Source organism: Streptomyces sp. NPDC001816 (genome assembly GCF_042892235.1).
Lineage (GTDB): Bacteria > Actinomycetota > Actinomycetes > Streptomycetales > Streptomycetaceae > Streptomyces.
Map to the genome: position 1 here is coordinate 17,757 of NZ_JBIATY010000001.1, position 12,809 is coordinate 30,565.

The 12,809-nt window shown below is 73.3% G+C and carries 12 protein-coding genes; 8 read left to right on the forward strand and 4 right to left on the reverse strand.

Annotated elements, in window-relative coordinates; translation table 11 throughout:
• The first annotated feature begins 84 nt into the window (after nucleotides 1-84).
• The 3 genes from ACFYZZ_RS00065 (at nucleotide 85) to ACFYZZ_RS00075 (ending at nucleotide 1,498) form a co-directional block, all read left to right on the forward strand.
• Entirely contained in the window at nucleotides 85-453 is a 369-nt protein-coding gene (locus tag ACFYZZ_RS00065; RefSeq protein ID WP_389169425.1) for a helix-turn-helix domain-containing protein, read from the forward strand.
• A gap of 200 nt (nucleotides 454-653) precedes the next feature.
• Nucleotides 654-1,124, forward strand: a complete 471-nt coding sequence (locus ACFYZZ_RS00070) for a Dps family protein (protein WP_389169427.1) — start codon at nucleotides 654-656, stop codon at nucleotides 1,122-1,124.
• Between the two features lie 95 nt (nucleotides 1,125-1,219).
• On the forward strand, nucleotides 1,220-1,498 hold the full coding sequence (locus ACFYZZ_RS00075; RefSeq protein WP_389169430.1) for a hypothetical protein: 279 nt from the start codon (nucleotides 1,220-1,222) through the stop codon (nucleotides 1,496-1,498).
• Here ACFYZZ_RS00075 and ACFYZZ_RS00080 read toward each other — a convergent pair.
• The 3 genes from ACFYZZ_RS00080 to ACFYZZ_RS00090 are packed head-to-tail and all read right to left on the reverse strand — an operon-like array spanning nucleotide 1,446 to nucleotide 8,141.
• Nucleotides 1,446-2,210: an SDR family NAD(P)-dependent oxidoreductase gene (locus ACFYZZ_RS00080; RefSeq protein ID WP_389169433.1), complete on the reverse strand. Its 765-nt coding sequence runs from the start codon at nucleotides 2,208-2,210 to the stop codon at nucleotides 1,446-1,448. The genes ACFYZZ_RS00075 and ACFYZZ_RS00080 overlap by 53 nt on opposite strands.
• A 32-nt stretch (nucleotides 2,211-2,242) precedes the next feature.
• Complete coding sequence (locus tag ACFYZZ_RS00085; protein ID WP_389169436.1) at nucleotides 2,243-3,088, reverse strand: Fpg/Nei family DNA glycosylase; 846 nt, start codon at nucleotides 3,086-3,088, stop codon at nucleotides 2,243-2,245.
• A 58-nt stretch (nucleotides 3,089-3,146) separates the two neighbouring features.
• Nucleotides 3,147-8,141, reverse strand: coding sequence for an ATP-dependent helicase (locus tag ACFYZZ_RS00090; RefSeq protein ID WP_389169439.1), 4,995 nt, complete (start codon nucleotides 8,139-8,141; stop codon nucleotides 3,147-3,149).
• Between the two features lie 104 nt (nucleotides 8,142-8,245).
• On the opposite strand from ACFYZZ_RS00090, the gene ACFYZZ_RS00095 reads away from it, so the two are divergent.
• From ACFYZZ_RS00095 to ACFYZZ_RS00105, 3 genes are read left to right on the forward strand one after another with little or no spacing between them, the layout of a single operon-like run.
• Complete coding sequence (locus ACFYZZ_RS00095) at nucleotides 8,246-9,085, forward strand: AraC family transcriptional regulator (protein WP_389169442.1); 840 nt, start codon at nucleotides 8,246-8,248, stop codon at nucleotides 9,083-9,085.
• Nucleotides 9,086-9,107: 22 nt separating this feature from the next.
• The gene (locus ACFYZZ_RS00100) at nucleotides 9,108-9,929 is read left to right on the forward strand and encodes an AzlC family ABC transporter permease (protein ID WP_389169444.1); all 822 of its coding nucleotides are present in this window, start codon (nucleotides 9,108-9,110) and stop codon (nucleotides 9,927-9,929) included.
• The gene (locus tag ACFYZZ_RS00105) at nucleotides 9,926-10,234 is read left to right on the forward strand and encodes an AzlD domain-containing protein (protein ID WP_389169447.1); all 309 of its coding nucleotides are present in this window, start codon (nucleotides 9,926-9,928) and stop codon (nucleotides 10,232-10,234) included. The genes ACFYZZ_RS00100 and ACFYZZ_RS00105 overlap by 4 nt, the downstream gene beginning before the upstream one ends.
• Nucleotides 10,235-10,274: 40 nt before the next feature.
• On the opposite strand, the gene ACFYZZ_RS00110 is transcribed toward ACFYZZ_RS00105, so the two are convergent.
• On the reverse strand, nucleotides 10,275-11,219 hold the full coding sequence (locus tag ACFYZZ_RS00110; RefSeq protein ID WP_389169449.1) for a hypothetical protein: 945 nt from the start codon (nucleotides 11,217-11,219) through the stop codon (nucleotides 10,275-10,277).
• 80 nt (nucleotides 11,220-11,299) lie between these two features.
• On the opposite strand from ACFYZZ_RS00110, the gene ACFYZZ_RS00115 reads away from it, so the two are divergent.
• Together ACFYZZ_RS00115 and ACFYZZ_RS00120 are read left to right on the forward strand one after the other, a co-directional pair.
• On the forward strand, nucleotides 11,300-11,494 hold the full coding sequence (locus tag ACFYZZ_RS00115) for a DUF3046 domain-containing protein (protein ID WP_389169451.1): 195 nt from the start codon (nucleotides 11,300-11,302) through the stop codon (nucleotides 11,492-11,494).
• A 60-nt stretch (nucleotides 11,495-11,554) separates the two neighbouring features.
• The gene (locus tag ACFYZZ_RS00120) at nucleotides 11,555-12,799 is read left to right on the forward strand and encodes an AI-2E family transporter (protein WP_389169454.1); all 1,245 of its coding nucleotides are present in this window, start codon (nucleotides 11,555-11,557) and stop codon (nucleotides 12,797-12,799) included.
• Nucleotides 12,800-12,809: the final 10 nt, after the last annotated feature.

The window sequence follows — 12,809 nt, forward strand, 5'->3', positions numbered from 1 at the left end:
CATCGCTCCCCGCACGGCCGCGGCGCGAGGCGGTACGGTGGGGCGAGAAGGATGCGGCTACGCGGTCCGAGGAGGGAGCCACCGATGATTCTGCTCCGTCGCCTGCTTGGTGACGTGCTGCGTCGGCAGCGCCAACGCCAGGGCCGTACTCTGCGCGAAGTCTCCTCGTCCGCCCGAGTCTCACTCGGCTATCTCTCCGAGGTGGAGCGGGGGCAGAAGGAGGCTTCCTCCGAGCTGCTCTCCGCCATCTGCGACGCGCTGGACGTACGGATGTCGGAACTGATGCGTGAGGTGAGCGACGAACTGGCGCTCGCCGAGCTGGCCCAGTCCGCCGCGGCCACCGAGCCCGTGCCGGTCCGTCCGGTGCTGGGTTCCGTGTCGGTGGCCGGCGTGCCACCGGAACGGGTGACCATCAAGGCACCCGCCGGGGCGGTGGACGTGGTCGCCGCGTGACGTCCGTGTGCGCGGCTTAGCGACCCGGATAGGTGTCAAGCCCCGGCCGGGCTTCCTCAGGGAGACCTGGGGAGCCCGGCCGGGGCTTCTGTTTGCTCCGGGCGTGTGATTCGTGTCTCTTTTGCCTCCATTTGCCGGTATTCGGTGGGGCGGTCATCGTGGAGGGACGTGCCTGCGCCGAAACCGCCGGAGGAAAGTGGATGTACGTCGTGAAGAGTCCGTTGCCCGATGACGATCTGAAGACCGTGTCCGAGGCGCTGCACGGCGCCCTGGTCGACCTGGTGGACCTCTCGCTGGTCGCCAAGCAGATCCACTGGAACGTCGTCGGACCCCGCTTCCGGTCCATCCACCTCCAGCTCGACGAGGTCGTCGACGTCGCCCGCACGCACTCCGACACGGTGGCCGAGCGGGCGTCCGCCCTCGGTGTCCCGCCCGACGGGCGCGCGGCCACGGTGGCCTCCGGCAGCGGCATCGAGGCCGCTCCGGCCGGCTGGATCAAGGACACGGACGCGGTGCGCACGATGGTGGACGCCCTCGGCGCGGTGATCACCCGGATGCGGGAGCGGGTCCAGGGGACCGGGGACGCGGATCCCGTGTCCCAGGACATCTTCATCGGGATCACGGCGGATCTGGAGAAGCATCACTGGATGTTCCAGGCGGAGAACGCGTGAGGGTGTCGGAGAGCCCGGTGTTGCATCGGTGAGCCCTCGGTGCGCCTCCCGCGCGGGTCACGAGGCGTTCTAGCTTCCCGCTGGAGGTGGCGGCCATGGTGGGGCGGATACTGCGCTGGGGGGCCGCGCTCGGGCTCGGGACGCTCTGGTGGTGGGCTGTGCTGCGGATCGCCGTGGGGTCCGGCGCCGGGGTGCTCGAAGGGGCCGTCGCGGTCAGCGGGTGGGGGCTGAGCGTGCTGCCGGTGCACTGTGTGGCCAAGGGGCGTGCGGTGGGAGCCGTGGAAGCGGGGCGGTGGGCGGCCGCCTGGCGGGTCGAGTGCGCTACCAGGGCATCGCCACGCCCCCGTTCGGACGCAGGATCTGACCCGTCGTGAACGCCGACGCGTCCGACGCCAGGTACAGCACCGTGTGCGCGACGTCGTCCGGCTCGCCGACCCGGCCCAGGGGGGACATCCGGGCCATCAGGGACTCGGTGTGCGCCTGTGCCTCCCGGTCGTGACGGTCGGTCATGGGCGTCCGGATCCAGCCCGGTGCGACCGCGTTGACCCGGATGCCGTGCCGGCCGACCTCGGTGGCCAGCGTCTTCGTCAGCTGGACCACGGCCGCCTTCGCCGCGCCGTAGCAGAGCAGTCCGGAGCCGCCGGTGTCGACCGCGCCGGAGGCCATGGTGACGATGCTGCCCCGGGTGCCGTGGGCGAGCATCAGCCGGGCCGCCCCCTGGCAGGCGTACAGCACACCCTTGAAGTTGACGCTCAGGACCCGGTCCAGATCCTCGTCCCGGGTCTCGAGGACCGGGCTGCTGTGCATGATTCCGGCGATCGCGGCCATGACGTCCAGGTGTCCGCAGGAACGGACGGCCGCCGCGAGGGCGGTCCGGTCGGTGACGTCGACGACGTGCGTGCGGGCCGTGCCGCCGCGGTCCTCGATCAGCTTGGCCGTGCCGTGCAGGCCGTCCGCGTCCAGGTCGGCGCAGTGCACCGTGGCTCCCGCCGACGCGAGCAGGACGGCGGAGGCCCGGCCGATGCCGCCGGCGGCTCCGGTGACGAACGCGGTGCGTCCGGTGAGGTCGTACGCCTTGAGGGGCATACAGGGACGGTACGAGCGATTCTGACGGTCCGTCAATTAGTCGGGCGGGGATAGCGGTTGCGCCACTGCTGCGCCGTCCCCGGTGCCGGTGCGGGGCCCGCCTGGCAGGCCGGGCACCAGTAGGTGGGGCGCTCCTGGGATCCTTCGCCCTGGTCGGCCACCCGGACCGGCGTGCGGCAGCGCAGGCAGGGGCGGGAGGCGCGGCCGTACACGAACAGGTCCTGCCGGTGCAGACCCGTGGTCTGGCGGACCGGGCGGTCGCGGTTGGCCTCCAGGAGCTTCTTGGCGAGGGCGGGCAGCTTGGCGGCGCGGTCCGCGGGCAGGGCGCCGACCGGCAGCCAGGGCGTCACGCCGAGCAGGAAGCACAGCTCGCTCTTGTAGACGTTGCCGATGCCGGCGAGATTGCGCTGGTCGAGCAGGGCCTCGCCGAGGGGGCGGGCGGGGTCCGCGAGGAGGTTGGCGAGGGCGCGCTCGGGGTCCCAGTCCGGGCCGAGCAGGTCGGGGCCGAGGTGGCCGACCACGCGCTCCTCCTCGCCGGTGCGCAGGAACTCCAGCACCTGGAGGCGATAGCCGACGGCGGTGCGATCGGCGGTGGCGAGGATCGCCCGGATCTGGTGCGCCGGGCCGCCCCGCCAGCGCTCGTCCGTGCCGTACACCTTCCAGGCGCCCTCCATGCGCAGGTGCGTGTGGAGGGTCAGGTCCCCCTCGAAGCGGGTGAGCAGGTGTTTGCCGCGCGGGGCCGTGCCCAGGACCGTACGGCCCGTGAGGTCGACCGTCGCGTATTTCGGCACCCGGAAGTCGCTGCGGGTCAGCACCTTGCCCGTGAGGGCCTCGTGCAGGCGCCGCGCGGCCTGCCAGACCGTGTCACCTTCGGGCATGCGTCAAGGGTGCCACGGTGGGGTGACGCGGGGCGGCCGTGCCCCGGGAACGCCGTGCTCAGGCTCTCAGGCGCAGACCGCGCGGGGTGGCGATGAAGCCCGCCGCCTCCAGCAGGGCGCCCAGGGGAGAGGTCAGGGCCTGGGCGCCGTTGATCCGCTCCACCGTGACCGTGCCGAGCGAGCCCGCGCGGGCTGCCGCGGCCAGGGCCTCAGCGGCCGTGTGCAGCCGTGGATCGTCGGTGGCGGCGGCATCCGGGTCGGAGGGCCAGGCCAGCAGCGTCTTGCCGCCGCGCTCCATGTACAGCGTCAACTCGCCCTCCACCAGCACGACCAGGGAGCCCGCCTTGCGGCCCGGCTTGTGCCCCGCTCCGTTCGGCGGCTCGGGCCAGGTGAGTGCCGCGCCGTAGGCGTTGGCGGGGTCGGCCGCGGCGAGGACCACGGCGCGCGGGTCGGGGGACGACGAGGGCGTGCGGCGGTCGCCGAAGCCGCGGTTCGCCGGTGAGCCGTACGGGGAGGCCGTGCCGCCGCCACGGGGGCCGCCGTAGCCGGGGGAGGCAAAGGGGTCGGCCGGAGCGAGGTCGCGCGGGGAGACGTACTCGTCGGCGCGACGGTTCTCCGCCGGCCAGGTGAAGTCGCCGGGCGTGGCCGGGTGGTCCTCGGGTGGCCAGATGAAGTCGCCGTCGAGGCCCGGGTGGGCGAGTCCGGCGTCGGCCTGGTCGAAGACGTTCGGGGTGGTGTGGCCGCCGTCGGGGAACAGCGGGTTTTTGCCGCCGAAGCCGTTCGGGACGCCCGGGGCGGGCAGGCCCTCGCCGCGTTCACGGGCGTTGGACACCGCGCGGAGGCGGTCGACCGCGCCGTCCATCGCGAACTGGGCGGCCCCCAGACCCTCGACCACGTAGCCGCGCCGCGCCTGACCGCTCTCCTCGAACGCCGACAGCACGCGGTACACCGCCGAGAAGCCGCCCTCGACGCCCTCCGCGGCGACCGCCCCCCGGGTGACCACGCCATGCCGGTCGAGGAGGGTGCGGGCCAGCGCGTGGGCGCGCACGGTGGTGTCCGGCTCGGCTGCGGGAAGCAGGGCCCAGCGGCCGGCCACCGTCGGCGGGCCGGTGCGGGAGGCGGGGCGGGCGGCGGCCGTCAGGGAGCCGTAGCGGCCGCGCGGGACGGTGCGCTTGGCGCGGTGCGCCGTCGAGCCCGCCGTGCGGCCCGAGCCCAGCAGGGAGCGCATCGGGGCGAGGGTGTCGTTGGTGAGCCGCCCCGACCACGCCAGGTCCCACAGGGCGTCGGCCAGTTGGGGATCGGTGGCGTCGGGGTGGGTGGTGGCGCGGATCTGGTCGGCGATCTGGCGGAAGAACAGGCCGTAGCCGCCGGAGAGCGCGTCCAGGACGGACTGGTGGAGCGCGGTCGGCTCCAGGGGATGCGGCGGCGGCAGGAGCAGCGGGGCCGCGTCTGCCATGTACAGGGAGACCCAGCCGTCCTTGCCGGGCAGGGCGCCCGCTCCGGCCCACACCACCTCGCCGGCGGAGGTGAGTTCGTCGAGCATCGACGGCGTGTAGTTCGCCACGCGGGAGGGCAGGACCAGTTTCTCCAGCGCGGAGGCCGGTACGGAGGCGCCCTGCAACTGCTCGATGGCGCGCACCAGTCCGTCGATGCCGCGCAGTCCGTGGCCCTTGCCGATGTGCTGCCACTGCGGCAGGAACTGTGCCAGGGCGGCCGGCGACACCGGCTCCAGCTCGTGCCGCAGCGCGGCCAGGGAACGGCGGCGCAGCCGGCGCAGTACGGCGGCGTCGCACCACTCCTGGCCGATGCCCGCCGGGTGGAACTCGCCCTGTACGACACGGCCGTTCGCGGCCAGCCGCTGCAGGGCGCCCTCGGTGACCGCCACGCCCAGGCCGAAGCGGGCCGCCGCGGTGACCGACGTGAAGGGGCCGTGGGTGCGGGCGTAGCGCGCGAGGAGGTCGCCGAGCGGGTCCTTCACCGGCTCGGTGAACGCCTCGGGGACACCGACCGGCAGCGCCGTGCCGAGCGCGTCGCGCAGCCGGCCCGCGTCCTCGACGGCCGCCCAGTGGTCCGTGCCCGCGATGCGGACCCGGATGGCCCGGCGGGTACCGGCCAGCTCCCGTGCCCACTGCGGCTCGGCGCCCCGCTCCGCCAGCTCGGCCTCGGTCAGCGGGCCGAGCAGGCGAAGCACGTCGGCCACGCCCTCCACGTCCTTGACACGCCGGTCCTCCGTCAGCCACTGCAGCTCGCGCTCCAGCTCGGCCAGCACCTCCGCGTCGAGCAGCTCGCGCAGCTCCGCCTGGCCCAGCAGCTCGGCCAGCAGCCGGGAGTCCAGGGACAGCGCGGCGGCGCGGCGCTCGGCGAGCGGGGAGTCGCCCTCGTACAGGAACTGGGCGACGTACCCGAACAGGAGGGAGCGGGCGAAGGGGGACGGCTCCGGGGTGGTGACCTCGACCAGGCGGACCTTGCGGGACTCGATGTCGCCCATCAGCTCCACGAGGCCGGGGACGTCGAAGACGTCCTGGAGGCACTCGCGGACCGCTTCCAGGACGATTGGGAACGAGCCGAACTCGCTCGCCACCTGTAGCAGTTGGGCCGCCCGCTGGCGCTGCTGCCACAAGGGCGTGCGCTTGCCGGGGTTGCGGCGCGGCAGCAGCAGCGCACGGGCCGCACACTCCCGGAACCGGGAGGCGAACAGGGCGGAGCCGCCGACCTGGTCGGTGACGATCTGGTCGACCTCGCCCTTGTCGAAGGCGACGTCAGCCGCGCCCACCGGAGCCTGCTCGCTGTCGTATTCGGTGCCCGCCTTCATGGGCTCCTGGTCGAGCAGGTCCAGGCCCATCAGGTCGGCGTCGGGCAGACGCAGCACGATGCCGTCGTCGGCGTGCATGACCTGCGCGTCCATGCCGTACCGCTCGGAGAGGCGGGCGCCGAGCGCGAGGGCCCAGGGGGCATGCACCTGGGCGCCGAAGGGGGAGTGCACGACGACCCGCCAGTCGCCCAGCTCGTCGCGGAAGCGCTCGACCACGATCGTGCGGTCGTCCGGGACATGGCCGCAGGCCTCGCGCTGCTCGTCCAGGTAGGACAGGACGTTGTCCGCCGCCCACGTGTCCAGGCCCGCCGCGAGCAGGCGCAGCCGGGCGTCGTCCTTGGGCAGCGAGCCGACCTCGCGCAGGAACGCGCCCACCGCGCGCCCCAGTTCGAGCGGGCGGCCCAGCTGGTCGCCCTTCCAGAACGGCAGCCTTCCCGGCACGCCCGGCGCGGGGGAGACCAGCACCCGGTCGCGCGTGATGTCCTCGATGCGCCAGGAACTCGTGCCCAGCGTGAAGACGTCCCCCACCCGGGACTCGTACACCATCTCCTCGTCCAGCTCGCCGACCCGGCCGCCGCCCTTCTTGGGGTCGGAACCGGCGAGGAAGACCCCGAAGAGGCCGCGGTCGGGGATCGTGCCGCCGGAGGTGACGGCGAGGCGCTGGGCGCCCGGCCGGCCGGTGATCGTGCCGGCCACGCGGTCCCACACCACGCGCGGGCGCAGCTCGGCGAACGCGTCGGACGGGTAGCGGCCCGCGAGCATGTCCAGGGTCGCCGTGAACGCCGACTCGGGCAGCGAGGCGAAGGGGGCGGCGCGGCGGACCGCGGCGAGCAGGTCGTCGAACTGCCAGGTGTCCAGTGCCGTCATGGCGACGAGCTGCTGGGCCAGCACGTCCAGCGGGTTCGCGGGGACCTTCAGGGACTCGATGGCACCGGTGCGCATCCGCTCGGTGACCACGGCCGACTGGACCAGGTCGCCCCGGTACTTGGGGAAGACCACGCCGGTGGAGACGGCGCCCACCTGGTGCCCCGCGCGGCCGACGCGCTGGAGCCCGGAGGCCACCGAGGGCGGGGACTCGACCTGCACGACGAGGTCGACGGCACCCATGTCGATGCCCAGCTCCAGGCTGGAGGTGGCGACCACGGCGGGCAGCCGGCCCGCCTTCAGGTCCTCCTCGACGAGGGCACGCTGCTCCTTGGAGACCGATCCGTGGTGCGCACGGGCGATCACCGGGGGCGCGCCCTGGGCCGCACCCGAGCCGCCCATCAGCTCGGCCGGGGCGTGATGCTCCTCCAGCGTCTCGCCGGTCGCCCGCTCGTAGGCGATCTCGTTGAGCCGGTTGCACAGCCGCTCGGCCAGGCGCCGGGAGTTGGCGAACACGATCGTGGAGCGGTGGGCCTGGACCAGGTCGGCGATCCGCTCCTCCACATGCGGCCAGATCGACGGCTTCTCCGCCCCCTCATTGGCGTCGGCCGCAGGGGAGCCGCCCAGCTCACCCATGTCCTCGACCGGGACGACGACGGAGAGGTCGAACTCCTTGCCGGACTCCGGCTGGACGATCTCCACCTTGCGGCGCGGCGAGAGATACCGGGCCACCTCGTCCACCGGGCGCACGGTCGCCGACAGGCCGATCCGGCGGGCCGGCCTCGGCAGCAGCTCGTCCAGCCGCTCCAGGGACAGCGCGAGGTGCGCGCCGCGCTTGGTGCCCGCGACCGCGTGCACCTCGTCCAGGATCACCGTCTCCACGCCCGTCAGCGCGTCACGCGTGGCCGAGGTGAGCATCAGGAACAGGGACTCGGGGGTGGTGATCAGGATGTCCGGCGGGCGCGTGGACAGCGCGCGCCGCTCGGCGGCCGGGGTGTCGCCGGAGCGGATGCCGACCTTCACCTCGGGCTCGGGCAGGCCCAGGCGCACGGACTCCTGTCGGATGCCGGTCAGCGGGCTGCGCAGGTTCCGCTCGACGTCGACCGCGAGCGCCTTCAGCGGTGACACGTACAGCACCCGGCAGCGCTTCTTCGGGTCGGCCGGGGGAGGGGTCGAGGCCAGCTGGTCCAGGGCGGCGAGGAACGCGGCCAGCGTCTTGCCCGAGCCGGTGGGGGCGACCACCAGCACGTCCGAGCCCTCACGGATGGCCTGCCACGCGCCCGCCTGGGCCGCGGTGGGCGCGGAAAAGGCCCCCGTGAACCAGCCGCGGGTCGCGGGCGAGAAGCCGTCGAGGGCTCGATGTGCGGAGCTGACCATGCCACCCATCCTGCACCCGGCCACTGACAATCGTGCTGACCTGCGAAAAACAGGCGGGAGCGGGCCGACGCGGGTGTTCGGCGGGCGGGACGGACAATGGTCGTATGGCGGGTTCACCGGAGCGGGCGCGGCACTGGCGGTACGAGGAGCTGCCCGGCGTCGACCTGCTGCGGGCCCACTACATCCGCAAGACCTTCGTCCGGCACACCCACGAGAACTTCGTGATCGCGGCCATCGCCGACGGTGTCGAGGTCTTCCACCACGGCGGCTCCGACGTGTCCGCCGGCGCGGGCGCCCTCGCGCTGGTCAATCCGGACACCCCGCACACGGGCCGGGCCGGCGTTCCCGAGGGCTGGCGGTACGGTGCGGTCTATCCCTCGCCCGAGGTGGTGGCCGGGATCGCGGCCGAGACCACTACGATCCGCGGCACACCCGGCTTCGTCAGCCCGGTCCTCGACGATCCGTACGCCGTCCGCCTGGTCCATCAGGTGCTCCGCGCCGCCGACGAGGGCAACGCGCTGGCCGCGGACACCCTGCTGCGCGTGGCCGTCACCAGACTGCTGCAGCTCAACGGCGGCCCGCTGCCGCAGCGGCGGACACGGACCGCCGGAGCGCGGACGGCGGCACGCGCGCGGGCCGTGCTGGAGGAGCGGATGGCCGAGCCGCCGACCCTGGAACGCCTCGCCACCGACCTCGGAACCAGCCCGTTCGCCCTGCTGCGGGCGTTCCGCGACGCCTACGGCATGCCGCCGCACACCTGGCTGACCGACGCCCGGGTGCGCCGCGCCCGGCTGTTGCTGGACGCGGGCACGGCACCCGCCGAGGCGGCCGTCGCCGTCGGCTTCACCGACCAGCCGCACCTCAACCGGCACTTCACCCGGATCGTCGGCGTCCCCCCGGGCGCCTACCAGCGCGAGCGCAAGAACGTACAAGACCTGGGCTGACGGCCGCCCGTACCGTCCGGGCGTGGCACAACAGACAGCACTCGTGGACATGGCCGCCGACGGCACGGAAAAGCCCGACTCCGCCGTCGTACGAGACGCCCTGGGCGTCGGCGTCGCCGTCGGGCTGTCCGGGGTCGCCTTCGGGGTGACCTCGGTCGGCAGCGGACTCGGACTCCTGCAGACCTGCGCGCTCAGCCTCCTGGTGTTCACCGGCGCCTCCCAGTTCGCCCTGGTGGGCGCGCTCGCCGCCGGCGGCAACCCGTTGACGGCCGCCGCCGGCGCGTTCTTCCTGGGCGTGCGCAACGCCTTCTACGGGCTGCGGCTGTCGCAGCTGCTGGCCCTCCCGCGCGCGGTGCGGCCGTTCGCCGCCCAGTGGGTGATCGACGAGACCACGGCGGTGACCCTGGCCCAGCCGACCCGGCGGGCCGCGCGGATCGGGTTCACCGTCACCGGGCTCAGTCTCTACGTGCTGTGGAACCTCACCACGCTGCTCGGCGCGGTGGGCGCGAAGGCCATCGGGGACAGCGACGCGTGGGGCCTGGACGCGGCCGGGCCGGCGGTCTTCCTGGCCCTGCTCGCCCCGATGCTGAAGACGTCCACCGAGCGCGTGGTCGCGGGCCTCGCGATCCTGCTGGGCCTCGGCCTGCTGCCCGTCCTGCCGGTCGGCGTACCGGTCCTGGTGGCCGCGCTGGCGGCACCGGTTGTGCTGTTCGCCGAGGGCCGGCGCAGCGGTCGTACCCGACAGGACGCGGCGGGCGGGCAGGGTGAACAGGGTGAGACGGACGAACAGGATGTTGAGATAGGCGAACAGGATGTTTCGGGTGGATCGGGGGAGGGTCGATGAACACGTGGATCGCGATCGCTGCGACCGCTCTCGGCTGCTACGTCGTCAAACTCGCCGGACTGCTCGTCCCCGCCGACGTCCTGGAGCGGCCGTTCGTCCGGCGGCTCGCCGCCCTGCTGCCCGTCGCCCTGCTCGCCGCGCTCACGGCCCAGCAGACGTTCGCCGACGGGCACGTGCTCGTGCTGGACGCGAGGGCCGCCGGACTCGGCGCGGCCGCCGTGGCGCTGGTGCTGCGCGCACCGTTCCTGCTGGTCGTCGCGGCGGCCGTGGTGGTGACGGCGGGGGTGCGGGCGATCGGCGGGTGAGCGCGGCTGGGGCCGGCGGGCTCACCCAGGTCAGTCGGGCTCAGCCCACGAAGCGGCCGTACGCCCTGAGGGTGCGCAGTGCCTCGATGGTCACCATGGGGCGCGCCTCCAGCGTGGGAGCCGGTGCCCAGTGGCGCCAGCGGACGGGCCAGCCGCCGTCCTCCTCCTGCTCGGCGGCGAGGAAGTCCACAGAGCGCGCCATCTCCTCGTCCGTGAACCACGCGCGCGCGAGTGATTGCGGGCTCTTCGCGAAGTCGTGCGGGAAGTGGTGCTCGCCCGGGGCGTAGCCGGGAGCGACCGGGAAGGCGTCGAGATGATCCGGGTCCAGGGCCGCCAGCCGCTGCTCGCGCACCAGGCGGCCGAGACGGTCAGCAGCGGCCTCCGCGCGCGGGCGGTCGGGGGCGGAGTCCAGGAAGGCCACGGCGGCCTCCACCTCGTAGGGGTGGGACTTCTCCAGGGACTCCACGGCCTGCCAGCAGAAGTCGGTGGCCCGGAACAGCCAGGCGTGCCACACCTCGTTGCGGTGCAGCAGCCCGACCACGGGACCGGTGGCGAGCAGTTCGCTGGGAGGGTCGTCCACGACCGGGACGAACGGGGCCGCCGGGTAGCCGCGCTGGCTGGGATGGATCGCCGGCAGGGCGCCGTCCGCGGTGGAGACGGAGGTCAGATAGCGGCACACCCGCTCCACCCGCTGCCCGCCGCAGCGCCCGACGGCGTCCAGGACGCGCAGCGCGTGACCGGTGTGCAGGGGCTGGCTCACCGGGCCGCGCAGATCGGGTTCCAGCGCGTGGCCGTACCCGCCGTCCTCGTTGCGGTAGGCGTCCAGCGCCGCCTCCACCGGGTCGGCGGCGCCGTTCAGGAAGTGGTACGCGAAGAGCCGCTGCTCCAGCACACGCGCGGTGAGCCAGACGAACTGTTCGGCGCGGAAGAGCGGGGAGCGCGCCGGAGGCGCAGGGGGCAGGGAGGAAGCTCCTGTTTCGGCCATGCGACAGACCGTAGGGCGGAAAGCGGTCTCGGCAAGCGGTCCCGGGCGGGCCCCACCCCCAGGGGCGGGATACTGGAGTCATGCGGTTGACGGTCTTCTGGCAGCGGATGGCGGAACACTTCGGTCCGGGGTACGCCGACACCTTCGCGCGCGATCATGTGATGTCGGACCTGGGCGGGCGCACGGTGCACGAGGCACTGGACGCCGGCTGGGACGCCAAGGACGTGTGGCGCGTGGTCTGCTCGGTCATGAACGTGCCCGGAGAGCAGCGCTGACCGGGCACGAACTTCCCGGGTGGGCATCGGGTTGTCGGCGGCGTGGGCGAGACTTGGCCCGTGGCACCCACTGACGAGACCGTGCCGGTCGACCGGCACGCAGCATCCCCGACCGCTACGAGGACGCCCGACCGGCCGCCGGCCGACGCCGCCGCGCGGGGCGGCCGCATGCCGCGCTGGCTGCCGCGCGCCATGGTGCTCGCGCTCGCGCTCATAGCCGCCTTCCAGCTGGGCAGCTGGGCCTTCCACCAGCTGACCGGGCTGTTGATCAACATATTGATCGCGTTCTTCCTGGCCCTCGCCATCGAGCCCGCGGTGAGCTGGATGGCCGCCCGCGGCATGCGCAGGGGACTCGCCACCTTCCTGGTCTTCCTCGGCCTGCTGATCGTCAGCGCCGGCTTCATCACGTTGCTCGGCTCGATGCTGGCCGGCCAGATCATCAAGATGGTCGAGGGCTTCCCCGGCTATCTGGACTCGGTCATCAACTGGATCAACGAGACGTTCCACATGGACCTGAGCCGCGTGGACGTCCAGGAGGGTCTGCTGCACTCCGACTGGCTGCGCAAGTACGCGCAGAACAGCGCGGCCGGAGTGCTCGACGTGTCCGCCCAGGTGCTCGGTGGCCTCTTCCAGCTGCTGACGGTCACGCTGTTCTCGTTCTACTTCGCCGCCGATGGTCCCCGGCTGCGCCGCGCGCTCTGCTCCGTCCTGCCGCCCGCGCGCCAGGCGGAGGTGCTGCGGGCGTGGGAGATCGCCGTCGACAAGACGGGCGGCTATCTGTACTCGCGCGGTCTGATGGCGCTCATCTCCGGGATAGCGCACTACATCCTGTTCCAATCCCTGGGCGTGCCGTACGCGCCCGTGCTCGGTGTCTGGGTGGGTCTCGTCTCGCAGTTCATCCCGACCATCGGCACCTACCTCGCGGGTGCCCTGCCGATGCTGATCGCGTTCACCGTGAACCCCTGGTACGCGGTGTGGGTGCTGATCTTCGTCGTGGTCTACCAGCAGTTCGAGAACTACATGCTGCAGCCCAAGCTGACCGCCAAGACCGTCGACATCCACCCGGCCGTCGCCTTCGGCTCGGTGATCGCGGGCACCGCGCTGCTGGGCGCGGTCGGCGCGCTGATCGCCATCCCGGCGGTCGCCACGCTGCAGGCCTTCCTGGGCGCGTACGTGAAGCGGTACGCCGTCACGGACGATCCCCGGGTGCACGGACACCGCACGCGGGGGCCCGGCCGCCCAGGCGGGCGCACCCGCATACGACAGCTGTGGGAACGGCGGCCCAGCACGGAGGAGTCCTCGTAGGGGCCTTTGC

What these genes read in the sequence shown, in the direction of transcription:
- ACFYZZ_RS00065 (WP_389169425.1), top strand. Translation starts at nt 85, where the DNA reads ATGATTCTGCTCCGTCGCCTGCTTGGTGACGTGCTGCGTCGGCAGCGC.
- ACFYZZ_RS00070 (WP_389169427.1), top strand. Translation starts at nt 654, where the DNA reads ATGTACGTCGTGAAGAGTCCGTTGCCCGATGACGATCTGAAGACCGTG.
- ACFYZZ_RS00075 (WP_389169430.1), top strand. Translation starts at nt 1,220, where the DNA reads ATGGTGGGGCGGATACTGCGCTGGGGGGCCGCGCTCGGGCTCGGGACG.
- ACFYZZ_RS00080 (WP_389169433.1), bottom strand. Translation starts at nt 2,210, where the DNA reads ATGCCCCTCAAGGCGTACGACCTCACCGGACGCACCGCGTTCGTCACC.
- ACFYZZ_RS00085 (WP_389169436.1), bottom strand. Translation starts at nt 3,088, where the DNA reads ATGCCCGAAGGTGACACGGTCTGGCAGGCCGCGCGGCGCCTGCACGAG.
- ACFYZZ_RS00090 (WP_389169439.1), bottom strand. Translation starts at nt 8,141, where the DNA reads ATGGTCAGCTCCGCACATCGAGCCCTCGACGGCTTCTCGCCCGCGACC.
- ACFYZZ_RS00095 (WP_389169442.1), top strand. Translation starts at nt 8,246, where the DNA reads ATGGCGGGTTCACCGGAGCGGGCGCGGCACTGGCGGTACGAGGAGCTG.
- ACFYZZ_RS00105 (WP_389169447.1), top strand. Translation starts at nt 9,926, where the DNA reads ATGAACACGTGGATCGCGATCGCTGCGACCGCTCTCGGCTGCTACGTC.
- ACFYZZ_RS00110 (WP_389169449.1), bottom strand. Translation starts at nt 11,219, where the DNA reads ATGGCCGAAACAGGAGCTTCCTCCCTGCCCCCTGCGCCTCCGGCGCGC.
- ACFYZZ_RS00115 (WP_389169451.1), top strand. Translation starts at nt 11,300, where the DNA reads ATGCGGTTGACGGTCTTCTGGCAGCGGATGGCGGAACACTTCGGTCCG.